Annotated in this window: 20 protein-coding genes and 2 pseudogenes; 20 read left to right on the forward strand and 2 right to left on the reverse strand. The window is 71.1% G+C overall.

Going from position 1 to position 25,079, the window contains the following annotated elements; genetic code table 11:
• The first annotated feature begins 77 nt into the window (after positions 1–77).
• Positions 78–971, forward strand: coding sequence for a mycobacterial-type methylenetetrahydrofolate reductase (locus NF20_RS07085; RefSeq protein WP_003872239.1), 894 nt, complete (start codon positions 78–80; stop codon positions 969–971).
• Positions 972–974: 3 nt separating this feature from the next.
• Here the strand turns inward: NF20_RS07085 and NF20_RS07090 are convergent, their stop codons facing one another.
• Both NF20_RS07090 and NF20_RS07095 read right to left on the reverse strand, forming a co-directional pair.
• Complete coding sequence (locus NF20_RS07090) at positions 975–1,655, reverse strand: LppM family (lipo)protein (protein ID WP_003872238.1); 681 nt, start codon at positions 1,653–1,655, stop codon at positions 975–977.
• A gap of 119 nt (positions 1,656–1,774) precedes the next feature.
• Complete coding sequence (locus NF20_RS07095; RefSeq protein ID WP_003872237.1) at positions 1,775–2,377, reverse strand: GNAT family N-acetyltransferase; 603 nt, start codon at positions 2,375–2,377, stop codon at positions 1,775–1,777.
• Between the two features lie 391 nt (positions 2,378–2,768).
• Here NF20_RS07095 and NF20_RS07100 point away from each other — a divergent pair, with 391 nt between their 5' ends.
• From NF20_RS07100 to NF20_RS07190, 19 genes and pseudogenes are all read left to right on the forward strand, one after another.
• Entirely contained in the window at positions 2,769–3,170 is a 402-nt protein-coding gene (locus tag NF20_RS07100) for a DUF3040 domain-containing protein (protein WP_011724725.1), read from the forward strand.
• A gap of 413 nt (positions 3,171–3,583) precedes the next feature.
• The gene (gene mraZ / locus NF20_RS07105) at positions 3,584–4,015 is read left to right on the forward strand and encodes a division/cell wall cluster transcriptional repressor MraZ (RefSeq protein WP_003872235.1); all 432 of its coding nucleotides are present in this window, start codon (positions 3,584–3,586) and stop codon (positions 4,013–4,015) included.
• Positions 3,990–5,150, forward strand: a complete 1,161-nt coding sequence (gene rsmH, locus NF20_RS07110) for a 16S rRNA (cytosine(1402)-N(4))-methyltransferase RsmH (protein WP_095762091.1) — start codon at positions 3,990–3,992, stop codon at positions 5,148–5,150. Before mraZ ends, rsmH begins: the two co-directional genes overlap by 26 nt.
• Positions 5,150–6,423 (forward strand): annotated as a pseudogene (locus tag NF20_RS07115) (hypothetical protein). The gene rsmH and the pseudogene NF20_RS07115 overlap by 1 nt, the downstream one beginning before the upstream one ends.
• Positions 6,420–8,411 carry a peptidoglycan D,D-transpeptidase FtsI family protein gene (locus tag NF20_RS07120; RefSeq protein WP_033712798.1) on the forward strand — a complete coding sequence of 664 codons (1,992 nt, stop codon included), beginning with the start codon at positions 6,420–6,422 and terminating at the stop codon, positions 8,409–8,411. Before NF20_RS07115 ends, NF20_RS07120 begins: the two are co-directional and overlap by 4 nt.
• 102 nt (positions 8,412–8,513) lie before the next feature.
• A complete protein-coding gene (locus NF20_RS07125; RefSeq protein ID WP_033712797.1) occupies positions 8,514–10,076 on the forward strand; it encodes a UDP-N-acetylmuramoyl-L-alanyl-D-glutamate--2,6-diaminopimelate ligase in 1,563 nt (520 codons plus the stop codon).
• Positions 10,073–11,728 carry a UDP-N-acetylmuramoyl-tripeptide--D-alanyl-D-alanine ligase gene (locus NF20_RS07130; protein ID WP_033712796.1) on the forward strand — a complete coding sequence of 552 codons (1,656 nt, stop codon included), beginning with the start codon at positions 10,073–10,075 and terminating at the stop codon, positions 11,726–11,728. Before NF20_RS07125 ends, NF20_RS07130 begins: the two co-directional genes overlap by 4 nt.
• Positions 11,725–12,804: a phospho-N-acetylmuramoyl-pentapeptide-transferase gene (gene mraY, locus NF20_RS07135; protein ID WP_009976557.1), complete on the forward strand. Its 1,080-nt coding sequence runs from the start codon at positions 11,725–11,727 to the stop codon at positions 12,802–12,804. The genes NF20_RS07130 and mraY overlap by 4 nt, the downstream gene beginning before the upstream one ends.
• Positions 12,804–14,273, forward strand: a complete 1,470-nt coding sequence (murD, locus tag NF20_RS07140; protein ID WP_033712794.1) for a UDP-N-acetylmuramoyl-L-alanine--D-glutamate ligase — start codon at positions 12,804–12,806, stop codon at positions 14,271–14,273. The genes mraY and murD overlap by 1 nt, the downstream gene beginning before the upstream one ends.
• An 8-nt stretch (positions 14,274–14,281) precedes the next feature.
• A complete protein-coding gene (gene ftsW, locus NF20_RS07145) occupies positions 14,282–16,126 on the forward strand; it encodes a putative lipid II flippase FtsW (RefSeq protein WP_033712793.1) in 1,845 nt (614 codons plus the stop codon).
• Complete coding sequence (murG, locus tag NF20_RS07150) at positions 16,123–17,349, forward strand: undecaprenyldiphospho-muramoylpentapeptide beta-N-acetylglucosaminyltransferase (RefSeq protein ID WP_033717243.1); 1,227 nt, start codon at positions 16,123–16,125, stop codon at positions 17,347–17,349. The genes ftsW and murG overlap by 4 nt, the downstream gene beginning before the upstream one ends.
• Positions 17,346–18,835, forward strand: a pseudogene (gene murC / locus NF20_RS07155) (UDP-N-acetylmuramate--L-alanine ligase). The gene murG and the pseudogene murC overlap by 4 nt, the downstream one beginning before the upstream one ends.
• Positions 18,832–19,776 (forward strand): cell division protein FtsQ/DivIB, encoded by a 945-nt coding sequence (locus NF20_RS07160; protein ID WP_009976564.1) that lies wholly within the window; start codon positions 18,832–18,834, stop codon positions 19,774–19,776. The pseudogene murC and the gene NF20_RS07160 overlap by 4 nt, the downstream one beginning before the upstream one ends.
• Before the next feature lie 270 nt (positions 19,777–20,046).
• Positions 20,047–21,207 (forward strand): cell division protein FtsZ, encoded by a 1,161-nt coding sequence (ftsZ, locus tag NF20_RS07165; protein WP_003872223.1) that lies wholly within the window; start codon positions 20,047–20,049, stop codon positions 21,205–21,207.
• A 52-nt stretch (positions 21,208–21,259) separates the two neighbouring features.
• Positions 21,260–21,967: a peptidoglycan editing factor PgeF gene (gene pgeF, locus NF20_RS07170; RefSeq protein WP_011724736.1), complete on the forward strand. Its 708-nt coding sequence runs from the start codon at positions 21,260–21,262 to the stop codon at positions 21,965–21,967.
• A 5-nt stretch (positions 21,968–21,972) separates the two neighbouring features.
• The gene (locus tag NF20_RS07175; protein ID WP_033712811.1) at positions 21,973–22,758 is read left to right on the forward strand and encodes a YggS family pyridoxal phosphate-dependent enzyme; all 786 of its coding nucleotides are present in this window, start codon (positions 21,973–21,975) and stop codon (positions 22,756–22,758) included.
• Between the two features lie 66 nt (positions 22,759–22,824).
• Entirely contained in the window at positions 22,825–23,469 is a 645-nt protein-coding gene (locus tag NF20_RS07180; protein ID WP_003872220.1) for a cell division protein SepF, read from the forward strand.
• A 169-nt stretch (positions 23,470–23,638) separates the two neighbouring features.
• Positions 23,639–23,929 (forward strand): YggT family protein, encoded by a 291-nt coding sequence (locus NF20_RS07185; protein ID WP_003878110.1) that lies wholly within the window; start codon positions 23,639–23,641, stop codon positions 23,927–23,929.
• Positions 23,930–24,233: 304 nt separating this feature from the next.
• Positions 24,234–25,016, forward strand: coding sequence for a DivIVA domain-containing protein (locus NF20_RS07190; protein ID WP_003872218.1), 783 nt, complete (start codon positions 24,234–24,236; stop codon positions 25,014–25,016).
• Positions 25,017–25,079 lie beyond the last annotated feature (63 nt).

Below are 25,079 nucleotides of genomic sequence, written 5' to 3' on the forward strand. Positions count from 1 at the left end.
GGTGCGCTGGGCTGGCGCGGACAGTGCGCACACAGCAGACGCCCCGGGCCAATACCCGTCGGATGGAGAGAAGCCGCGTGACCCTCAACACCATTGCGCTCGAGCTGGTGCCACCCAACGCCGACGAAGGTCGGGAGCGGGCACTCGAAGAGGCGCACAAAGTGGTGCGGCATTCCGCGGAGTCGGGTCTGGACGGCCGGATCCGGCACGTGATGATTCCCGGCATCATCGCCGAGGACGACGATCGCCCGGTTCCGATGAAGCCCAAGCTGGACGTGCTGGACTTCTGGTCGGTCGTCAAACCGGAACTGCCGGGGATCAAGGGCTTGTGCACCCAGGTCACCGCGTTCATGGACGAACAGTCGCTGCACGGGCGCCTGACCGAGCTGTGCTCGGCCGGCATGGAAGGCGTGGTGTTCGTCGGCGTGCCGCGCACCATGAACGACGGCGAGGGCTCCGGGGTCGCCCCCACCGACGCGCTGTCGATCTACCGCGACCTGGTGACCAACCGCGGCGTCATCCTGATCCCCACCCGCGACGGCGAACAGGGCCGCTTCAGCTTCAAGTGCGACCGCGGCGCCACTTACGGCATGACCCAGCTGCTGTATTCCGACGCGATCGTGGGGTTTCTGCGCGAGTTCGCCAGGCAGACCGACCACCGGCCGGAGATCCTGCTGTCGTTCGGCTTTGTGCCGAAGATGGAGAGCCGGGTCGGGTTGATCAACTGGCTGATCCAGGACCCGGGCAACGCCGCGGTGGCCCGCGAGCAGGAGTTCGTCAAGACGCTGGCCGCCAGCGAACCGGCGCAGAAGCGCCGGCAGATGGTCGACCTGTACAAGCGCGTCATCGACGGCGTCGGCGACCTCGGCTTCCCGCTGAGCATCCACCTGGAGGCGACCTACGGGATTTCCGGCCCGGCGTTTCAGACCTTCGCCGAGATGCTGGCCTACTGGTCGCCCCGGCCGAGCTAGGGGCTATTCGGGTGGGGGTTGGTCGCGCGGGGCGGTCAACCGCGGTGACCGGTCCCGGCTGACCCAGGCCAGAAGCCCCACCACTCCGGCCGCCGCGAAGGACGCGATGCCCAGCCACACCACCGCGCCGGTGAACGACCGGGTGTTGGGGTCGGTGTAGCGGGCCTGGGCGGTCATGGTGCTCACCACGCCCGGCTTGAGCTTCCAGGACACCACGTCGGGCTCCACCCGGTCGCCGTTGGTCGAGGTCACCACGCCGGGAAAGGCCACCGTCAGCTCGACGTCGGCCTCCGGGTCGGTCAGCGAGGTCAGGTCCGCCCGGCCCTCCAGGAGCACCAGGTTGCCGTTGCGGCGCAGCGACAGGTTGACCCCGGCGGCGTCGGAGTTCATGTTGGCCAGCTGCGGCAGCTCGGCGAACGTCAGGTCCGAGAACACCGCCTGGGAGCCGACGTAGCCGTCGCTGTCGTAGTTCGACACCGCCACCTTCTGGCTGAACGGCAAGTTGTTGCTGTCCAGCTGCGGGCCGGTGTCCTTGGGAGTCTTGGGTTTCGCGGCGGCGACGATCTCGCCGGACACCAGGTCGTCGGGGGAGATGGTGAGCGAGGCGCGCACGCGCAGGCATCCGGTGGCCAGCGGCACCACCAGCAGCAGCATCGCGAAGGCCAGCAGGCGCCGCCGTCGCATCCGGGCGGCCTGGGATCCGCGGCGGCGGGGCGGGGCAGGGCGGGCGCGCACCAAGTCATCGTGCCAGATCCGCCGTGCCGCTCAGTGCAGCCTTGGGTCGCGTGCCGAATGTTGCGGTGTCACAGCGGGAGTTCGCGGCCCAGGATCGCGAACGGCCGGGGGTCGCCGGCGAAGTGGTAGCGGCGGATGATGTCGGTGAAACCCAGCCGCCGGTACAGCCGCCAGGCGCGGTTGGGCTCGCCGTTGGTTTCCGGTGTGGACAGCAGCACGTTCTTTTCGGCGCGACCGGCGAGCAGCCGTCGCGCCAGGGCCTCGCCGAGCCCGCGGCCTTGGGCGCGGGGGTGGATATGCAGCTCGGTCAGCTCGAAATAATCGTTCATCAGCCGGGCGATCTCCTGCGGCGGCGAGCCGCCGCGCTGCAGACCCAGCACCACCTGCTGCTGCCACCATTGCCCCGGCGCCCCGGGGTAGCCGTAGGCCACGCCGAGCAGCGGGGCGCTGGCCAACTCTTCGGCCGACGGCATCTGATCGTCGTCGTCCACCTCGGCCTCGACGACGGCCGCCCCTTGCCAGCCGCGGCGCCGGATGTGTTCCAGCCACATGGCGGCGCGCTGGTTCTCGGTGCCGCGCGGGTATCGCATCGCGTCCACGTACACCGCCAGGGCGTCGCCGAGTCGGCGCTCCATGTCGTGGGGGAGCAGATCGATGAGGAATATCGCCAACCCGCGGTGCCCTCCTCATCCAGCGATCTCGTCCAGCGATCTCGTCCAGGGATCCGTTGCTTCGCGGTGTCGGGGTCGCCCCGGAAATGGTCTCCGTGGGACCGGGCCGCTAGCGATCATTATCGGACGCGGGCGCGGCGGTCGGTAAGCGGTCGGCGCACCCGGTTTCGGAAGCCGGTTTGGAAGCCGGTTCGGAAGCCGGCTCGGGAAGCCGGTTGTAGCGCACGGGCGTTGCGGTCCTGCCGGGTGCCCGGATGCGGGCGGGATAGAATCGGCGCGGAACCAGTGGTATGGGGCAGATCGACCTCGTATCATTCAATTAGTTGCCCGCGCAACGGGCATCCGCGTGCTACCGATAGTCACGTGTCAACTTGTCGGCAAGGAGGGACGAATGCCACTCTCCGATCATGAGCAGCGGATGCTCGATCAGATCGAGAGCGCTCTCTACGCCGAAGACCCCAAGTTCGCTTCGAGCGTCCGGGGCGGAGGGTTCCGCGCGCCCACTGCGCGTCGGCGTCTGCAGGGCGTGGCGTTGTTCGTCATCGGTCTGGCAATGCTGGTTTCCGGGGTGGCCTTCAAGGCCACGATGATCGGAAACTTCCCGATCCTCAGCGTCTTCGGGTTCATCGTGATGTTCGGCGGTGTGGTGTTCGCCATCACCGGTCCACGGTTGCCCGGCCGGCCCGACCTGTCCGGCTCGGCCCCCACCTCGCTGCGGCAGCGCCGCAACAGGAGTGGAGGCTCGTTCACCAGCCGGATGGAGGATCGCTTCCGCCGCCGCTTCGACGACTGACGTCCACCCACACACCCGCGGGGTAGCCGAGTCGGCTGCCCCGCGTTGTTTTCCCGGCCCCGGTGGCCGCCGAGGGCTGACGGCGGGGCTGGACGGCGCGCAACCGTCGATGCCGTTTTGCGTCCCAATCGATCCCCAACCGAGGCGCGGGCCGCCCATTGCCCCCACTGCGCCCCACCGGAACTCCCCACGTTTCCCCACCCGCGGCATTTAGCCTGGTCAACCAGGTGATGGCGGCGTCCCGAAAGACGCCGCAGCAGGGCGGCGACACACCCCGGCGGCCACAATGTTCACCTTTTGACGTCGGACAACCCGAAAAACGCCACCCCGACACCCACGGAATGGGGCGAAGTGGGGGATTGTGGGGTATGGTGGCTGCAGTGTTTGGGTGACCTCGAACGGGAGGTGAGCTGGTGTTTCTCGGCACCTACACGCCCAAACTCGACGACAAGGGGCGGCTGACGTTGCCCGCCAAGTTCCGCGACGCACTGGCAGGGGGGTTGATGGTCACCAAGAGCCAGGACCACAGCCTCGCCGTCTACCCGCGGGCGGAATTCGAGCAACTGGCCCGCCGGGCGAGCAAGGCCTCCAAGAGCAACCCGGACGCCCGGGCGTTCCTGCGCAACCTCGCCGCCGGCACCGACGAACAGCATCCCGACGCCCAGGGCCGCATCACCTTGTCGGCCGACCACCGTCGTTACGCGAGCCTGTCCAAGGACTGCGTGGTGATCGGGGCGGTCGACTACCTGGAAATCTGGGATGCCCAGGCCTGGCAGGACTACCAGCAGACCCACGAAGAGAACTTCTCCGCGGCAAGCGATGAAGCACTCGGCGACATCATCTGAGGCGCATGCCCGTGCAACGTGGCCTCTGCCCGAACCGACCCTGGCGTACTTCCCCAACGCCAGGTTCGTGCCTTCGGACAGGGACCTCGATGCAGGGGCAGCTCGCCCGATCCGGGGAGGCGTTGCGGTGGTTGACGATTCACCGGACTTCGGGCACGTGCCCGTCCTGCTCGAGCGCTGCGTCGAGCTGCTCACCCCCGCACTGACCCGTCGTCACCCCGACGGCTCGGGCGCGGTCCTGCTGGACGCCACCCTGGGCGCGGGCGGGCACGCCGAACGGTTCCTGGCCGACCTGCCCGGGCTGCGGCTGATCGCACTCGACCGCGATCCCAGCGCGCTCGAGATCGCCCGGGAACGCCTGGCGCGGTTCGCCGACCGGATCACCCTGGTGCACATGCGTTACGACGGCATCGCCGCGGCACTGACCGAATCCGGTTACGCCGCAACCGAATCGGTCGACGGGATACTGTTCGACCTCGGGGTGTCGTCGATGCAGCTGGATCGCCCCGAGCGGGGCTTCGCCTACGCCCAGGACGCCCCGCTGGACATGCGGATGGACCCGGGATCGCCGCTGACCGCGGCCGACATCCTCAACACCTACGACGAGGCCGAGCTGGCGGACATCCTGCACCGCTACGGCGAGGAGCGGTTCGCGCGCCGGATCGCCGCGCAGATCGTGCGCCGCCGCGCCAAAGAGCCGTTCACCTCCACCGCGGACCTGGTTTCGCTTCTCTACCAAGCCATTCCGGCACCGGCCCGGCGCACCGGTGGACATCCGGCCAAACGCACGTTCCAGGCCCTGCGGATCGCCGTCAACGACGAACTGGACACGCTGCGCCGCGCGCTTCCGGCCGCGCTGGACGCGCTCGCCGTCGACGGGCGGATCGTGGTGCTGGCCTACCAGTCCCTGGAGGACCGGATCGTCAAGCGGTTGTTCGCCCAGGCGGTCGCCTCCCGCACCCCGGTGGACCTGCCGGTCGAACTTCCCGGCCACGAGCCACGGTTCCGCGCCCTGACCCACGGCGCCGGACGCGCCGACGCCGCCGAGATGGAACGCAACCCGCGCAGTGCCGCAGTGCGATTGCGGGCCCTGCAACGAACGCAAGCACCGCAGGCGACCGGGAAAGGCGATTGATGAGAGCAGAGCGCGAGACGGCGAAACGGCGCGGCGGCAGCGATCGTCGGGGCGCCCGCGACGGTGCCGCCCGCCGCGGCAGGCGTCCGGCGGCCGACGCCGGCGCGGCGCGGCGCGCCGCGGTGGCCGGGCCTCGGCGCCCGCCCGGGAATCCCGCGCGCCCAAGCCGGGTCCGCAGACCAGCCCCGTCGCGCGGCCGGCCGAGCGATCGGCCCGGCCCAAGAACACCAGCCAGGCCAAGGCGCGGGCCAAGGCTCGTAAAGCCAAGGCGCCCAAGGTCGTTCGGCCCCGGCTGACCGAGAGGCTGGCCGCCCGGCTGGCAGCGATCGACCTGCGGCCGCGCACCCTGGCCAGCAAGGTCCCGTTCGTCGTTCTGGTCATCGGTGCGCTGGGCGTCGGGCTCGGGCTCACCCTGTGGCTGTCCACCGACTCCGCCGAGCGCTCCTACAAGCTCAGCCACGCCCGGGAGCGGACCCGGTTGCTGCAGCAGCAGAAGGAGGCGCTGGAGCGCGACGTGCGCGAGGCGGAGGCCGCACCCGCGCTGGCCGAGGCGGCCCGCAAGCAGGGCATGATCCCGACCCGGGACACCGCGCACCTGGTCCAGGATCCGTCCGGCAATTGGGTGGTGGTGGGCACACCCAAGCCGGCCGACGGGGTGCCGCCGCCGCCGCTGAACAGCAAGCTGCCCGACGAGGCGCCGCAGCCGCCGAAGCCGGCGCCGCCGGCCGCCGAGGTCCCGATCCGGGTGGAGCCCGCCCCCGGCGGACCCGTCCCGGCCAGGTCCGGGCCCGAGGCGCTGCTGCGCGCGCCGGACGGCGCCTCCACGCTGGGTGGTCAACACCTGGCGCCGGCGGTTCCCCCGGCCCCGGGCGCGCCGCCCGGTGTGCCCGGCGGTCCCGTCGCCGCGCCGCCAGCGCTGCCCGGCGGTCCGGTCGCCGCTGTGCCACCCGCATTGCCCGCCGTGCCCACCGGCCCGGCCACCGGTCGCCCGCCGGGCCTGACGCCCGGGCTGCCGATGCCGGGGCTGCCGATGCCGGCCGGGCCGGCGGTGGCTCCGGCCCCCGCGGAGGTCTCGATCCCGTTGGGGGGCTTGCCCGTTCCGGCTCCCGGCCAGCTGCCCGCCCCGCTGCCGCCGGAGGTGCCGGTGCCGGTGCAATTGGGCCGCCCCGGCGCGGCCCCCCAGCCGGTGGTCCCGGCCGCCCCGCTGCCGCAACCGGTCAACGGCGCCCAGTCCGGGCCCGCCCCCGTCGCGACGCCGGGTGCCCCGAGGTGAGCCGCGGCGACTCGGCACGGGCCCGTCGGTCCCAGTCGGCGCGGCCGACGCGTGGGCCGCGTAAGGACGTGCAGGGCAAGGCGATTCGCCAGCCCAAACGCCGCGGCAACGCCAACCCGGCCGAAGCCGCACCCGGGCACTCGGCGCGGCAGCGGCGCACCCGTCAGATCGCGCAATTGACCTCTCGGGGCGGATCGTTCGTGTTCCGTCACCGCGCCGGCAACGTGGTGATGCTGGTGGCGATGGTGGTGGCCGCCGCCCAGCTGTTCGTCCTGCAGGTGACCAACGCGTCAGCGCTGCGCGCCCAGGCGGCCGGACAGCTCAAGGTCACCGATGTGGAAAAGGCGGTGCGCGGCAGCATCATCGACCGGCACAAGGATCAGCTCGCCTTCACCATCGAGTCGCGGGCGCTGACCTTCCAGCCGAAGCGGATTCACAAGCAACTGGAGGAGGCCAAGGCCAAGAACCCCTCGGCCCCCGACCCCCAGCAGCGGCTGCGCGACATCGCCAAGGAGGTGTCCGGCCGGCTGGGCAACAAGCCCGACTCCGCGACCGTGCTGAAGAAGCTGCAAAGCGACGAGAACTTCGTGTACCTGGCGCGCGCCGTGGATCCCGCTGTGGCCAGCGCGATCTCGGACAAGTTCCCGGAGGTCGGCTCCGAGCGTCAAGATCTGCGGCAATACCCGGGCGGATCGTTGGCGGCCAACATCGTCGGCGGCATCGACTGGGACGGCCACGGGCTGCTGGGTCTGGAAGAGTCGATGGACTCGGTGCTGTCCGGAACCGACGGCTCGGTCACCTATGACCGCGGCTCCGACGGCGTGGTGATCCCGGGCAGTTACCGCAACCGGCATCGGGCGGTCAACGGCTCGATGGTGCAGCTGACGCTGGACGACGACATCCAGTTCTATGTGCAGCAGCAGGTGCAACAGGCCAAGAATGTGTCTGGCGCGCACAATGTTTCGGCCGTGGTGCTGGACGCCAAGACCGGCGAAGTGCTGGCCATGGCCAACGACAACACCTTCGACCCGTCCCAGGACATCGGCCGTCAGGGCGACAAACAGCTGGGCAACCCGGCGGTGTCCTCGCCGTTCGAGCCCGGTTCGGTGAACAAGGTGATCACCGCGTCCTCGGTCATCGAGTACGGCCTGTCGAATCCGGACGAGGTGTTGCAGGTGCCCGGCTCGATCCAGATGGGCGGGGTGTCCATCCACGACGCGTGGGACCACGGCGTGATGCCCTACACCACCACGGGTGTGTTCGGAAAGTCCTCCAACGTGGGCACTTTGATGCTGGCGCAGCGGGTCGGGCCGGAGCGCTTCTACGACATGGTCCGCAAGTTCGGGTTGGGCCAGCGCACCAACGTGGGCCTGCCCGGTGAGAGCGCGGGGCTGGTGCCGCCGATCGACCAGTGGTCGGGCAGCACCTTCTCGAACCTGCCCATCGGGCAAGGTCTTTCGATGACGCTGCTGCAGATGACCGGCATGTACCAGACGATCGCCAACGACGGGGTGCGGATCCCGCCGCGGATCATCAAGGCCACCATCGCGCCCGATGGCACCCGCACCGAGGAGCCGCGCCCGGAGGGCGTGCGGGTGGTATCGCCGCAGACCGCGCAGACCGTGCGCAACATGCTGCGCGCCGTCGTGCAGCACGACCCGATGGGTTACCAGCAGGGCACCGGCCCGGCCGCCGCGGTGACCGGCTACCAGATGGCCGGCAAGACCGGCACCGCCCAGCAGATCAACCCCGCCTGCGGCTGCTACTTCGACAACGTCTACTGGATCACCTTCGCCGGGATGGCCACCGTCGACAACCCCCGGTATGTCATCGGCATCATGATGGACAACCCGGAGCGCAACGCCGACGGGACGCCGGGCCACTCCGCGGCCCCGCTGTTCCACAACATCGCCGGCTGGCTGATGCAGCGGGAGAACGTGCCACTGTCGCCGGACCCCGGCCCGCCGCTGACCCTGCAAGCCACCTGACCGACCGCCGCCCGCGGATCGCCCGCCGGCCCGCCCCGGCTAGGTAGGGTGTCATGGCCGATCATGAGGATGACGCGGCGCCGGAGGGAGGTGTGAGCAGAAGTGGTGTCGGTGCCCACGGGGTTGCGCCCCAGCGCCGTCCCCGGCGTGCGGCTGCCCGCGCTGGCCGACCATGTCGGCGCGGTGATGGCCGGCCCGGACCGGCGCGCTGCCGTCCCCGACGTCACCGTCACCGGCGTGACCCTGCGCGCCCAGGACGTGCTGCCCGGCGACCTGTTCGCCGCGCTGCCCGGTGCGACGACGCACGGCGCCCGGCACGCCGCCGAGGCGATCGAGCGCGGCGCGGTCGCGGTGCTCACCGATGCCGCGGGTGTCGCGCAGCTGACCGGCGGCCGGACCACGCCGACGCTGCTGCACCCCAGGCCCCGCAGCGTGCTCGGGGAGCTGGCCGCCGCCGTGTACGCGCACCCGTCCGAGCGGCTGACCGTCATCGGCATCACCGGCACGTCCGGCAAGACGACCACGACGTATCTGGTCGAATCGGGTCTGCGCGCCGCCGGCCGCACGGCGGGGCTGATCGGCACGGTCGGCATCCGCATCGACGGCGCCGACATCCCCAGCGCGCTGACCACCCCGGAGGCCCCCGCCCTGCAGGCGCTGCTGGCCGCGATGGCCGAACAGCGGGTGGACACCGTCGTCATGGAGGTCTCCAGCCACGCGCTGGCGTTGGGCCGGGTGGACGGAACCCGTTTCGCGGTCGGCGGTTTCACCAACCTGTCGCGTGACCACCTCGACTTTCACCCCACCATGGCCGACTACTTCGAGGCCAAGGCCTTGCTGTTCGACCCGAACTCCCCGCTGCGGGCGCACCGCGCCGTGGTGTGCATCGACGACGAGGCCGGGCGCGAAATGGCTGCCCGCGCCGGTGATGCGGTCACCGTCAGCGCCGAGGGACAACCGGCGCACTGGCGGGCCGTCGAGGTGGCGCCGCTGGGGACCGGGGGACAGCAGTTCACCGTGATCGATCCCGCCGGCGTCCAGCACCGGGCGGGCATTCGGCTGCCCGGCCACTATAACGTCGCCAATTGCCTTGTGGCGCTGGCACTTCTGGATGCAGTGGGAGTGTCCCCGGAGCAGGCGGCGCCGGGACTGCTGCAGACCAGGGTGCCCGGCCGGATGGAGGAGATCGACGCCGGCCAGGACTTTCTGGCGCTGGTCGACTACGCCCACAAGCCGGGCGCGTTGCGCGCGGTGCTGAGCAGCCTCAAGCGCCCGGATCGCCGGCTGGCGGTGGTGTTCGGCGCCGGGGGCGAGCGCGACCCGGGCAAACGGGCGCCGATGGGCGCGACCGCCGCCGAGCTCGCCGACCTGGTGGTCGTCACCGACGACAATCCGCGCGGTGAGGACCCCGCGGCGATCCGCCGCGAAATCCTGGCCGGTGCCACCGAAAGTGGTTGCGCCGCAGAGGTTATCGAGATCGGCGACCGGCGTGCGGCGATCCGCCACGCCGTTGCCTGGGCGGGACCGGGCGACGTGGTGCTGGTCGCGGGCAAGGGTCATGAGACCGGGCAGCGCACCGGCGAGCACACCCGCCCGTTCGACGACCGGGTGGAGCTGGCCGAGGCGCTGCGCGAGGCCGTCGGGCCTCGAAAGGCGCAGGGATGATCGACCTGACCGTCGCCCAGATCGCCGACATCGTCGGCGGCACCCTGGCCGACATCACCGCACCGGACGCCGCGCGCCGGCGCGTCACCGGCACGGTCGAATTCGACTCGCGCGCCGTCGGGCCCGGCGGGTTGTTCCTGGCGCTGCCCGGGGCGCGCACCGACGGGCATGACCACGCGGAGTCCGCGGTGGCCGCCGGTGCGGTCGCCGTGCTGGCCGCCCGGCCCGTCGGCGTCCCCGCCATCGTCGCGCCGCCGGTGGATGCCGCGGACGCGCTGGCCGGGGTGCTCGAGCACGACGCCGACGGGTCCGGTGCCGCGGTGCTGGCGGCGCTGGCCAAGCTGGCCCGGGCGGTGGCCGCCGAGCTGGTCGCCGGCGGGCTGACCATCGTCGGGATCACCGGATCGTCGGGCAAGACGTCGACCAAGGACCTGGTGGCGGCGGTGCTGGCGCCGCTGGGTGAGGTGGTGGCCCCGCCCGGGTCGTTCAACAACGAGCTGGGGCATCCCTGGACGGTGCTGCGCGCCACGGCCGACACCGACTACCTGGTTCTCGAGATGTCGGCACGCCACCCCGGCAACATCGCCGCGCTCGCCGAAATCGCCCCGCCGGCCGTGGGGGTGGTGCTCAACGTCGGCACCGCACACCTGGGCGAGTTCGGCTCGCGGGAAGCCATCGCACGCACCAAATCCGAACTGCCGCAAGCGGTTCCAGCGTCCGGCGTGGTGGTCCTCAACGTCGACGACCCCACCGTGGCGGCCATGGCCGAGGTGACCGCCGCCCGGGTGGTCAGGGTCAGCCGCGCCGAGCACACCGAGGCCGGCCCCAGCGACGTGTGGGCCGGGCCGGTGTCGCTGGACGAGTTGGCCCGGCCGGGGTTCACGCTGTATCACCGCCACGCCGGTGGGACACGACAGGCGCGGGTGCAACTCGGCGTCTCCGGCGATCACCAGGTCGGCAACGCGCTGTGCGCGGCCGCGGTTGCGCTGGAGTGCGGCGCGACGGTCGAGCAGGTGGTGGCCGCGCTCGCCGGGGCGGGCCCGGTGTCGCGGCACCGGATGCAGGTCAGCACCCGCGGCGATGGCGTCACGGTGATCGACGACGCCTACAACGCCAATCCCGATTCGATGCGGGCCGGGCTGCAGGCCCTGGCCTGGATCGCCCGCGGCGGGGCGGAACCGGGCGCCCCGGCCCGGCGCAGCTGGGCGGTGCTGGGCGAGATGGCCGAACTCGGCGACGACGCGATCGCCGAACATGATCGCATCGGCCGGCTGGCGGTGCGCTTAGATGTGTCTCGACTCGTTGTCGTGGGAACTGGGAGGTCGGTGAGCGCCATGCACCACGGTGCGGTCATGGAGGGTTCCTGGGGTTCGGCCGACAAGGGAGCCGTCAACGTGCCCGACGCCGAGGCGGCGCTTGAGCTCTTGCGGGCCGAGCTGCAGCCCGGTGACGTGGTGCTGGTCAAGGCATCCAACGCGGCCGGGCTGGGCGCACTCGCCGACGCGCTGGCCCGTGACGATCGCGAGGGCGGCGCAGCCGGACGACGCGGGTCGTCACCATTGGCCCGTGACGATCGCGAGGGCGGCGCAGCCGGACGAAGCGGGTCGGCACCATTGGCCCGTGACGACTCAGCCGGCGGGACCCGCCGATGAGACAGATCCTCATCGCCGTCGCCATCGCGCTGACCGTGTCGATCCTGTTGACCCCGGCGCTGATCCGGTTGTTCACCCGGCAAGGTTTCGGTCACCACACCCGCGAGGACGGCCCGCCCACCCACCACGCCAAGCGGGGCACGCCGTCGATGGGCGGGGTGGCGATCATCGCGGGCATCTGGGCCGGCTATCTGGGCACGCACCTGGCCGGGCTGGCCTTCGACGGCGAGGGCATCTCCGCGTCGGGGCTGCTGGTGCTGAGCCTGGCCACCGTGCTCGGCATCGTCGGATTCCTCGACGACCTGATCAAGATCCGCAGGTCGCGCAACTTGGGCCTGAACAAGACCGCCAAGACCATCGGGCAGGTCGCGGCCGCGGTGCTGTTCGGTGTGCTGGCGTTGGGATTCCGCAACGCCAACGGCCTGACGCCGGCCAGCGCCGACCTGTCCTACGTGCGCGAGATCGCCACCGTCACGCTGGCGCCCGGGCTGTTCGTGTTGTTCTGCGTGGTCGTCGTCAGCGCCTGGTCCAACGCGGTCAACTTCACCGACGGCCTGGACGGGCTGGCCGCCGGCAGCATGGCGATGGTCACCGCGGCCTACGTGCTGATCACGTTCTGGCAGTACCGCAATGCGTGCGTCACCGCGCCCGGGTTGGGCTGCTACAACGTGCGGGACCCGCTGGATTTGGCGATCGTCGCCGCCGCCACCGCGGGTGCCTGCATCGGCTTTCTGTGGTGGAATGCCGCGCCCGCCAAGATCTTCATGGGCGACACCGGATCGCTGGCCCTGGGCGGCATCATCGCCGGCATCTCGGTCACCAGCCGCACCGAGATCCTCGCCGTCGTGCTGGGCTCGCTGTTCGTCGCCGAGGTGAGCTCGGTTGTGTTGCAGATCTTGACCTTTCGCACCACCGGGCGACGGGTCTTCCGGATGGCGCCGTTTCACCACCATTTCGAGCTGGCGGGCTGGGCCGAGACCACCGTCATCATCCGGTTCTGGTTGCTCACCGCGATCGCCTGCGGCCTGGGCGTGGCCCTGTTCTACGGTGAGTGGCTGGCCGCGATCGGTGCCTGATGAGTGCTGCTGAGCCGGCCCTGGCCCCGCTGTCGCCGGGGGCGCCGGTGCTGGTGGCCGGCGGCGGGATCACCGGCAGGGCGGTGCTGGCGGCGCTGAGGAGATTCGGCGCGGCGCCGACCCTGTGCGACGACGACCCCGCCGCCTTGCGCGGATACGTGGACTCCGGAGTCGACACCGTCTCCACATCGGCGGCTGCCGAACGGATTTCGCGCTATGCCCTGGTGGTCACCAGCCCCGGGTTCGCGCCGACCGCACCGCTACCGCTGGCCGCCGCCGCGGCGGGGGTGCCCGTGTGGGGGGACGTGGAGCTTGCCTGGCGCCTCGACGCCGCCGGCCACTACGGGCCGCCGCGCCGCTGGCTGGTGGTCACGGGGACGAACGGCAAGACCACCACCACGTCGATGCTGCACGCCATGCTGACCGCGGCGGGCCGGCGAAGTCTGTTGTGCGGCAACATCGGGAGCCCGGTGCTCGACGTGCTCGACCAACCCGCCGAGCTGCTGGCCGTCGAGCTGTCCAGCTTCCAATTGCATTGGGCGCCCTCGCTGCGGCCGGAGGGGGGAGCGGTGCTCAACATCGCCGAAGACCACCTCGACTGGCACGGCACGCTGGCCGACTACGCCGCGGCCAAGGCCCGGGTGCTCGACGGCCGGGTGGCCGTCGTCGGGCTGGACGACAGCCGGGCCGCGGCGCTGCTAAGCACCGCCCGGGCGCCGGTGCGGGTCGGTTTCCGGCTGGGCGAGCCGGCCGCCGGGGAACTCGGTGTGCGCGGCGGCCAGCTCGTCGACCGCGCCTTCGCCGACGACCTTACCCTGCTGCCGGTCGACTCGATCCCGGTGCCCGGACCGGTCGGAGTGCTCGACGCCCTGGCCGCCGCCGCGCTGGCGCGCTGCGTGGATGTGCCTGCATCGCCCATCGCCGAGGCGATCGTCTCCTTCCGGGTGGGCCGGCACCGGGCCGAGGTGGTGGCCGTCGCCGACGGGATCACCTACGTCGACGACTCCAAGGCCACCAATCCCCACGCCGCCGAGGCCTCCGTGCTGGCCTATCCCCGCGTGGTGTGGATCGCCGGGGGGCTGCTGAAGGGCGCGTCGGTCGACGCCGAGGTGGCCAGGATGGCGTCCCGGCTGGTCGGCGCGGTGCTCATCGGCCGAGATCGGCGAGAGGTTGCAGAGGCGTTATCGCGACACGCGCCGGATGTCCCCGTCGTCCACGTTGTGACAGGCGAGGATGCTGGTATGGATGCGACGCCTGTGGTGTTTGGTGCCAATGTGACAAAAGTGAAACATTTGGGCGGGGATCTCGGCGCTGCGGTCATGAGCGCGGCGGTGGCCGTCGCCCGTGACCTGGCTAAGCCCGGTGACACCGTCCTGCTGGCACCGGCGGGAGCGTCGTTCGACCAATTCGCCGGGTACGCCGACCGGGGCGACGCGTTCGCGGCCGCGGTGCGCGCGGCCATCCGGTAGGGCGGGGCGTGGGTAACGCACTGACCCGGCTGCTGGGCCGGGGTAAGGACACCACCAAGACCGCCGAGCCGGCCGACGACGACGGCGCGGCGGCCGAAACCGGCGCGGTCCCGGACTGCGCGCCGGAGGCCGCCGACGAGCAGGACCAGCAGGCCACCGACGAGCCCACGAAGACGTCCAAGAAGGCGTCCAAGAAGGCCTCCACGAAGGCCTCCAAAAAGGAGTCCAAGAAGGGGCCGAAGGACAAGCCGAAGGACGGGAGCTCGCACAGCCGGTTCGGGGCCTGGCTCAGCCGGCCGATGACGTCGTTTCACCTGATCATCGCCATCGCGGGGCTGCTGACCACGCTGGGTCTGATCATGGTGCTCTCAGCGTCCGGGGTGCGCTCCTACGACGCCGACGGGTCGGCCTGGGTGATCTTCGGCAAGCAGGTGCTGTGGACGGTGATCGGGCTGATCGCCTGCTACGCCTCCCTGCGGATGTCGGTGCGGTTCATCCGGCGCGTCGCGTTCACCGGCTACGTCGTCACCGTCATCCTGCTGGTGCTGGTGCTGGTGCCCGGGATCGGCAACCTGGCCAACGGATCGCGTAAGTGGTTCGTCGTCGCCGGGTTTTCCATGCAGCCCTCCGAGCTGGCCAAGATCGCCTTCGCCATCTGGGGCGCGCACATGCTGGCGGCCCGCCGCCTGGACCGGGCCAGCCTGCGTGAGCTGTTGATCCCGCTAGTGCCGGCCGCGGTGATCGCGCTGGCGCTGATCGTGGCGCAGCCCGACCTCGGGCAGACGGTGTCGCTGGGCATCATCCTGCTGGCCCTGCTGTGGTACGCCGGCCTGCCGCTGCGGGTGTTCATCACCTCGCTGCTGGCGGTGTTCATGGCCGGCGCGGTGCTGGCGATGTCGGCCGGATACCGCTCCGACCGGGTGCGGTCCTGGATGAACCCGGAGAACGACCCGCAGGACACCGGCTATCAGGCCCGGCAGGCGAAATTCGCGCTGGCCCACGGCGGGATCTTCGGCGACGGGCTCGGGCAGGGCGTGGCGAAATGGAATTACCTGCCCAACGCGCACAACGACTTCATCTTCGCGATCATCGGCGAGGAGCTCGGCTTCATCGGCGCCTTCGGGCTGCTGGTGCTGTTCGGCCTGTTCGCCTACACCGGGATGCGGATCGCCCGCCGCTCGGCCGACCCGTTCCTGCGGCTGTTGACGGCCACCACCACGATGTGGGTGCTGGGCCAGGCGTTCATCAACATCGGTTACGTGATCGGCATCCTGCCGGTCACCGGCATTCAGCTGCCACTCATCTCCGCGGGTGGAACATCCACGGCGGCAACACTTTTCATGATCGGGATCATGGCCAACGCGGCCCGTCACGAGCCCGAGGCGGTGGCCGCGCTGCGCGCCGGCCGCGACGACAAGGTGAACCGGCTGCTGCGACTGCCGCTGCCCGAGCCGTATTCGCCGACGCGGCTGGAGGCGTTCCGCGATCGCAAGCGGACCGGCCCGCAGCAGGCCCCGAAATCGGCCCCGAAATCGGCCCCGAAATCGCGCCCGGCGCCGCGCAAGGGCGCCAAGCCGGCCGGGCGCAAGCCCACCCGCAACGCCGGCCGCAACGCCACCCGCAATGCCGGCTTCCATGCCGACGCGCCGCTGCCGCCCCCGCTGCCCCGCACGGCCGGCCGGGCGGGCCGCCAATCTGGGGGTAACACGCGCGCCCGGGCAAGGCATCATGGATCTGGCCAGCGCTATGCCAGTCTGGGAGCCAACTCCGGAGCAAACCCGGCAGCCAGTTCGCGCGCCGGCCAGCGTCAGCCACGGCGCGCACGGGCATTGGAAGGTCAGCGTTACGGGTGAACGACACGGTCAAGAAGCCGACCGGCGGGCGGGGGGACGATCCTCTGCCCGCCGGTGCCGCGTTGTCGGCCGTTGCACCTCATGAGCCGGTGTCGGTGGTGCTGGCCGGCGGCGGCACCGCCGGCCACGTCGAGCCGGCGATGGCCGTCGCCGACGCGCTGAAGGCCCTCGACCCAAATGTCCGGATCACCGTGCTGGGCACCGCACGCGGGCTGGAGACCCGGCTGGTGCCCGAGCGCGGCTATCACCTCGAGCTCATCACGCCGGTGCCGCTGCCGCGCAAGCCCACCGGCGACCTGGCCCGACTGCCGTCGCGGGTGTGGCGGGCGGTGCGCGAAACCCGGGCCGTGCTCCACGCCGTGGACGCCGACGTGGTGATCGGATTCGGCGGCTACGTGGCCCTGCCGGCCTACCTGGCCGCCCGCGGCGTCTCACCGCGCAAGCCCCGGGTGCCGGTGGTGATCCACGAGGCCAACGCCAGCGCCGGGCTGGCCAACCGGGTGGGCGCCCGCACCGCGCAGCGGGTCCTGTCCGCGGTGGCCGATTGCGGCCTGCCCGGCGCCGAGGTGGTCGGCGTCCCGGTGCGCGAGGCCATCACCTCGCTGGACCGCGCGGCGCTGCGCGCCGAGGCGCGCCGGCACTTCGGATTCGCCGACGACGCCCGGGTGTTGCTGGTGTTCGGCGGCTCGCAGGGCGCGGCCTCGCTGAACCGGGCGGTGTCCGGCGCCGCCGCGCAGCTGGCCGCCGCCGGCGTGTCCGTGCTGCATGCGCACGGCCCCAAAAACACGCTCGACCTGCGCGAACCGCAGCCCGGCGACCCGCCCTACGTGGCGGTGCCCTACCTGGACCGAATGGACCTGGCCTACGCGGCCGCCGACCTGGTGATCTGCCGGTCCGGAGCGATGACGGTCGCCGAGGTGTCGGCGGTGGGGTTGCCGGCCATCTACGTGCCGCTGCCGATCGGCAACGGCGAACAGCGGCTCAACGCGCTGCCGGTGGTCGACGCCGGCGGCGGCATGGTGGTCGCCGACGCCGACCTGACGCCGGAGTTGGTCGCCCGGGAGGTGGCCGGCCTGGTGGGCGACCCGCCGCGGCTGGCGGCGATGACGACGGCCGCCGCGCGGGTCGGGCATCCCGACGCCGCGCGCCGGGTCGCCCAGGCGGCGCTGGACATCGGCAGAACGGCGCGGCTCGGCCGCGGCGCGACCGGGGGCAGGCCGTGACCACCGACCAGCTGCCCGCCGAGCTGGAACGGGTGCACATGGTCGGCATCGGGGGAGCCGGCATGTCGGGCATCGCCCGCATCCTGCTCGACCGCGGCGGCCTGGTGTCCGGCTCGGACGCCAAGGAGTCGCGCGGCATCCACGCGCTGCGCGCCCGCGGCGCCCAGATCCGCATCGGGCACGACGCGTCGTCGCTGGATCTGCTGCCCGGCGGCCCCACCGCGGTGATCACCACCCACGCCGCCATCCCGAAAACCAACCCCGAACTCGTCGAGGCGCGGCGGCGCGGCATTCCGGTGATCCTGCGGCCGGCCGTGCTGGCCAAGCTGATGGACGGCCGCACCACCCTGATGGTGACTGGCACGCACGGCAAGACGACGACGACCTCGATGCTGATCGTCGCGCTGCAGCACTGCGGGCGCGACCCGTCCTTCGCGGTCGGCGGCGAGATGGGGGAGGCCGGGACCAACGCCCACCACGGCAGCGGCGACTGCTTCGTCGCCGAGGCCGACGAAAGCGACGGCTCGCTGCTGGAGTACACGCCCGACGTCGCGGTGGTCACCAACATCGAGACCGACCACCTGGACTTCTACGGCAGCGCCGACGCCTACGTCGCGGTGTTCGACGCGTTCGTGGAGCGGCTGGCCCCCGGCGGCGCGCTGGTGGTGTGTGTCGACGACCCGGGCGCGGCCGCGCTGGCCCGGCGCACCGCCGAACTTGGAATTCGGGTGCTGCGCTACGGATCCGGGTCGCACGGCCAAGCCCCGTCCGGCGAACCGCTGGCCGCCACCCTGGTGTCCTGGCAGCAGCAGGGTACCGAGGCGGTCGCCCAGATCCGGCTGGCCGGCGAGCAGCAACACCCGCTGGTGATGCGGCTCTCGGTGCCGGGGCGGCACATGGCGCTCAACGCGCTGGGCGCGCTGCTCGCGGCGATCGAGATCGGCGCGCCGACCGAGGCGGTGCTGGACGGGCTGGCCGGCTTCGAGGGGTGCGCCGCCGCTTCGAACTGGTCGGCACCGCCGGTGGGTCGGCCCCCAGCTCGACGGTGCGGGTGTTCGACGACTACGCCCATCACCCCACCGAGATCGCCGCCACGCTGGCGGCGGTGCGCACCCTGCTCGAACAGAGCGGCGGTGGTCGCAGCATCGCGGTGTTCCAGCCCCATTTATATTCGCGCACAAAGGCTTTCGCCGAGGAGTTCGGTCACGCCCTGGACGCCGCGGACGAGGTTTTCGTGCTGGACGTCTACGGCGCGCGCGAACAGCCGCTGGCTGGTGTCAGCGGAGCCAGCGTCGCCGAGCACGTCAGCGTGCCGGTGCGCTACCTGCCGGACTTCTCCGCGGCCGCCGAGCAGGTCGCCGCGGCCGCCGCGCCCGGCGATGTCATCGTCACCATGGGGGCCGGCGACGTCACGCTGCTGGGCCCCGAGATCGTCACCGCGCTGCGGGTGCGGGCCAACCGCGGTGCGCCGGGGGCGTTGCGATGACGCAGCCGGACCCCGAACCGACCGGGTCGGGCCCGGCCGACGTGGTGGGCGAGGCGGTCACCGAACCGCTGTTCGTCGGCACCGGCCCGCAGCAGCGCGCCGATGGCGGGGCGGAGCAGGCCGAGGTGGAGGGGCCGCGCCGGCGGGCCCGCCGCGAGCGAGCCGAACGCCGCGCCGCGCAGGCCCGGGCCATGGCCATCGAGGAGGCGCGCCGCGAGGCCAAGCGCAGGGCCGCCGGGCGGCCGGTCAACCAGCCCAAACCCGTTGCACGCGGCGTGGTTCGGGGCCTGAAGATGTTGATGGTGACCATCCTGCTGGTGATCGTCGGGATCGGTCTGGCCCTGGTCCTCTACTTCACGCCGGCGATGTCGGCGCGCAACATCGTCGTCGTCGGCACCGGCGTGGTGACCCGGGAGGAAGTGCTGGACGCGGCGCGGGTGCGGCTGGGCACGCCGCTGCTGCAGATCGACACCGGCCAGGTCGCCGACCGGGTGGCGGCGATCCGGCGGGTGGCCAGCGCACGAGTGCAGCGCCAGTACCCGTCCGCGCTGCGGATCACCATCGTCGAGCGCATCCCGGTGGCGGTCAAAGACTTTCCTGACGGGCCGCACCTGTTCGACCGCGACGGCGTGGACTTCGCGACCGGGCCGCCGCCGCCGGCGCTGCCCTACCTCGACGTCGCCGACCCGGGGCCCAACGACCCGGCGACCAAGGCCGCCCTGCAGGTGCTGACCGCGCTGCGGCCCGAGGTCGAGGGTCAGGTGGGCCGGATCGCGGCGCCCTCGGTGGCGTCGATCACCCTGACCCTGGGCGACGGCCGGGTGGTGATCTGGGGGACCACCGACCGCACCGACGAGAAGGCCGAGAAGCTGGCGGCGCTGCTGACCCAGCCGGGCAAGACCTACGACGTGTCCAGCCCCGACCTGCCGACGGTGAAGTAGCGATGTTCGTCACGCCCGCGCTGCCGGGATCCACCATACCCAGCGCTCACCGCCGCCGCGGTGGGAAAAATGCCCAAAATTTGCGGGACGCGCGTCGGCGCGCCTGCCGGGTTAGCGCGCGCCGTGCCCATACCGTTCTGGTTGCGCGGAACTACTTGACATAACTCTAACTCTATGGTTGAGGTTGAGGGTTTGCCGGGAGGGCCGCCGACGTCCGGAGGAGCCCACCGCCGGGAGAGCAGCCAAGCCCATCAGGGAGGAAGACGAATGATGACCCCCCCGCACAACTACCTGGCCGTCATCAAGGTCGTGGGTATCGGTGGCGGCGGCGTCAACGCCGTCAACCGGATGATCGAACAGGGACTCAAGGGCGTGGAGTTCATCGCGATCAACACCGACGCGCAAGCGCTGTTGATGAGCGATGCCGACGTCAAGCTCGACGTCGGGCGCGACTCCACCCGTGGACTGGGCGCCGGCGCGGACCCCGAGGTCGGCCGCAAGGCCGCCGAGGACGCCAAGGACGAGATCGAGGAGCTGCTGCGCGGCGCCGACATGGTGTTCGTCACCGCCGGCGAGGGCGGCGGCACCGGGACCGGCGGGGCGCCCGTCGTCGCCAGCATCGCGCGCAAGCTCGGCGCTTTGACCGTGGGCGTGGTCACCCGGCCGTTCTCGTTCGAGGGCAAGCGGCGCAGCAACCAGGCCGAGGCGGGCATCAACGCGCTGCGGGAGAGCTGCGACACCCTGATCGTCATCCCCAACGACCGGCTGCTGCAGATGGGCGACGCGGCCGTGTCGCTGATGGACGCCTTCCGCAGCGCCGACGAGGTGCTGCTCAACGGTGTGCAGGGCATCACCGACCTGATCACCACGCCGGGGCTGATCAACGTCGACTTCGCCGACGTCAAGGGCATCATGTCCGGCGCGGGCACCGCGCTGATGGGCATCGGCTCGGCCCGCGGCGAGGGCCGCTCGCTCAAGGCCGCCGAGATCGCCATCAACTCGCCGCTGCTGGAGGCCTCGATGGAGGGTGCGCAGGGCGTGCTGATGTCCATCGCCGGCGGCAGCGACCTGGGGCTGTTCGAGATCAACGAGGCGGCCTCGCTGGTGCAGGACGCCGCCCACCAGGACGCCAACATCATCTTCGGCACCGTGATCGACGATTCGCTGGGCGACGAGGTGCGGGTCACGGTCATCGCGGCCGGCTTCGACGCCGCCGGGCCGGGGCGCAAGCCGGTGATCGGCGGCAGCGCCGACAAGGGGGAGAAGACCGGCGGCGCGCACCGGATCGAGTCGGCCAAGGCGGGCAAGCTCACCTCGACGTTGTTCGAGCCGGTCGACGCGGTCAGCGTGCCGATCCACACCAACGGCTCGACGCTGAATATCGGCGGCGAGGACGACGACGTGGATGTGCCGCCTTTCATGCGCCGCTGAGGCCATGGACTCGACCCGCCTGGCGGACAAGCGCTTTGCGGATACTGGTCACGTGAGCGTTCGCATCCGCCGGGTGACGACCACCCGCGCCGGTGGTGTCTCCAAGCCCCCGTTCGACAGTTTCAACCTGGGCGACCACGTCGGCGACGACCCGGCGGCGGTAGCCGCCAACCGGGCCCGGCTGGCGGCCGCCCTCGGGCTCAAGCCCGACCGCGTGGTGTGGATGAACCAGGTGCACGGCGACCGGGTCGAGGTGGTCCACGGGCCCCGCGACGGCGCGGTGGACGCGACCGACGCGCTGGTCACCGGCACCGCGCGGCTGGCGCTGGCCGTGGTGACCGCCGACTGCGTTCCGGTGCTGCTGGCCGACGCCCGCGCCGGGGTGGCCGCGGCCGTGCACGCCGGTCGGGTCGGGGCCCAGCGCGGCGTGGTGGTGCGCACGGTGGAGGCGATGCGGGCGCTGGGCGCGCAACCCGCCGACATGTCGGCCCTGCTCGGCCCGGCGGTCAGCGGCGCCAACTACGAAGTGCCGGCGGCAATGGCCGACGAGGTCGAGGCGGCGCTGCCGGGCAGCCGCACCACCACCGCGGCCGGAACGCCCGGACTGGATCTGCGGGCCGGAATCGCTTGCCAGCTAAGGGAATTGGGTGTCACCGCAATCGACATCGATCCGCGGTGCACGGTGGCGGACCCGGCATTGTTCAGTCATCGCCGCGACGCGCCGACCGGACGGTTGGCCTCCCTGATCTGGATGGAGTGACGGCGATGACGGCAGGAACACCGGCCCCGGACAGCGCCGGCGACCGCGAAACGGAATTGACGCACGCCCTGGCGGCGGTGCGCTCGCGGCTGGCGGCGGCCGCCGAGGCGGCGGGCCGCAATGTCGCGGAAATCGAAGTGCTGCCGGTCACCAAATTCTTCCCGGCGACCGATGTCGTGACGTTGTCTCGATTGGGTTGTCGCGCCGTCGGCGAATCGCGCGACCAGGAAGCGACGGCGAAGGTGGCCGAAGTCACGCGCCTGTTGGCGACGTCCGCGCGGACGAATGTGGCGATTCCGCGCTGGCACATGGTGGGCCACATCCAGCGGAACAAGGCCCGGTCGGTGGCCCGCTGGGCGCACACCGCGCACTCGGTCGACAGCACCCACCTGGTGTCCGCGCTCGACCGGGGAGTGGCGGCGGCCCTGGCCGACGGCGGCCGCACCGACCCGATGCGGGTGTACGTCCAGGTCAGCCTCGACGGCGACGAGTCGCGCGGCGGCGTGGACATCTCCCGGCCCGGGGCCGTCGACGAGGTGTGCGCGCAGGTCGCGGCGGCGAACAACCTGGACCTGGTCGGCTTGATGGCCATCCCGCCGCTGAACTTCGACCCCGACGAGGCGTTTGACCGGCTGCAATCCGAGCATCGGCGGGTGCTCGAGACGCATCGCAACGCGGTGGGGCTGTCCGCCGGCATGTCCGACGACTTCGAAATTGCCGTCAAACACGGTTCGACATGTGTGCGTGTCGGTACCGCGCTATTGGGCCGTCGCCCGTTACCGTCACCGTAAGTAGTCACTGCAGTAACAGCTTCATCACTAACACCAGCAATCTCAGGGGCTAGAAGGGTCAACGCAATGAGCACACTGCACAAAGTCAAGGCGTATTTCGGGATGGCCCCAATGGACGACTACGAAGACGAGTACTACGACGACCGCGCGCCGTCCCGCGGTTTCCCGCGGCCGCGATTCGACGACGGGTACGGCCGCTACGACGGTGACGACTACGACGACCCGCGCCGCGAGCCGGCCGACTACCCACCGCCCGCCGGCTACCGCGGCGGCTACGCCGAGGAGTCGCGCTACGGCGCCGTCCACCCGCGCGAGTTCGAGCGCCCCGAGATGGGCCGGCCGCGGTTCGGCTCCTGGCTGCGCAACTCCACCCGCGGCGCGCTGGCGATGGACCCGCGCCGGATGGCCATGATGTTCGAAGAGGGCCACCCGCTGTCGAAGATCACCACGCTGCGGCCCAAGGACTACAGCGAGGCCCGCACCATCGGCGAGCGGTTCCGCGACGGCACCCCGGTCATCATGGACCTGGTCTCGATGGACAACGCCGACGCCAAGCGGCTCGTCGACTTCGCGGCCGGGCTGGCGTTCGCGCTGCGCGGCTCCTTCGACAAGGTCGCCACCAAGGTGTTCCTGCTCTCACCCGCCGACGTCGACGTGTCGCCGGAGGAGCGCCGCCGGATCGCCGAAACCGGTTTCTACGCATACCAATAACCTCGACCGCCCGGCGCCGCCGCCGGCGGCGCGATGCCCCGTCGGACCAGGTGAGATGGGGCATCGCGCCCGGAGTCGGTAGGCTGGCAGGCGCCGCGCAGGTCCGCGGCGCTTGGCTCTCATCCGCCAGGTCATCGGCAAGGTCATCGGTAAGGTCGGGGCACTTCAGTTGGTGTTGTTCTTTCAGATCCTCGGGTTTGCGCTGTTCATCTTCTGGCTGCTGCTCATCGCCCGGGTCGTCGTCGAATTCATCCGCTCGTTCAGCCGGGACTGGCATCCCACCGGGATCACCGTGGTGGTGCTGGAGATCATCATGTCGATCACCGATCCGCCGGTGAAGCTGCTGCGCCGGCTGATCCCGCAACTGACCATCGGAGCGGTTCGCTTCGACCTGTCGATCATGGTGCTGCTGCTGGTCGCGTTCATCGGGATGCAGTTGGCGTTCGGCGCGGCGGCCTGATCCGGTCCTGATCCGATCCTGATCCGGCTTGTCCCGCGCGGCGCCGTTCAGCGGGGGTGACGTGGGGCCGGATTCCGGCCCGGAGACGGTTCGGCCACGTTTTAGCGTCGGTTTGGTTCCGCCGATTTAAAAATTCTAAGGTTTCGGATTTTATTGGCCTCACTGTTTGAAATTGGTTCTTATTTATTGGGCTAATCGGCGACCGTCGCGCCTGGTGTGACAGGATGGACGGCAGTTGCACGACGGCTACCACTGCGTTCTACACTTTCCAGAACGTTCGACAGGAACTTGAGGGGACGAAACAATGCCGCTTACACCAGCCGACGTCCACAATGTGGCGTTCAGTAAGCCACCGATCGGCAAGCGGGGCTACAACGAAGACGAGGTGGATGCCTTCCTCGATCTGGTGGAAGCCGAGCTGACGCGACTCATCGAAGAGAACAGCGACCTGCGGCAACGGATCGAAGAGCTGGACCAGGAGCTCGCCGCCGGTGGCGGTGCCGCCGCGCCGGCCGCCGCCGCGCCCACTCAGGCCATTCCTGTCGCCGAGCCCGAGCCGGTCAAGGCCGCGCCGGCCGCCGCCGTCAGCAACGAGGAGCAGGCCATCAAGGCCGCGCGGGTGCTGAGCCTGGCCCAGGACACCGCCGACCGGCTGACCAGCACGGCGCAGGCCGAGTCGGAGAAGATGCTGGCCGACGCGCGGGCCAACGCCGACCAGATCCTCAGCGAGGCCCGCAGCACCGCCGAGACCACGGTCGCCGAGGCCCGGCAGCGCGCCGACGCGATGCTGGCCGACGCGCAGGCCCGCTCGGAGGCCCAGTTGCGTCAGGCCCAGGAGAAGGCCGACGCCCTGCAGGCCGACGCCGAACGCAAGCATTCCGAGATCATGGGCACCATCAACCAGCAGCGCACGGTGCTGGAAGGCCGCCTCGAGCAGCTGCGCACCTTCGAACGCGAATACCGCACCCGGCTCAAGACCTACCTGGAGTCCCAGCTGGAGGAGCTCGGCCAGCGCGGCTCGGCCGCGCCGGTGGATTCCAGCGCGGATGCGGGCGGGTTCGACCAGTTCAACCGGGGCAACAACTAGCCGCTGACTGGGCTCTGAGTCGTGCCGGTCACGCGCCGAGCTTCGGGGTTGGCACACTAGGTC

It is taken from the genome of Mycobacterium sp. MAC_080597_8934, from assembly GCF_000523975.1.
GTDB classification, from domain to species: Bacteria; Actinomycetota; Actinomycetes; order Mycobacteriales; family Mycobacteriaceae; genus Mycobacterium; species Mycobacterium avium.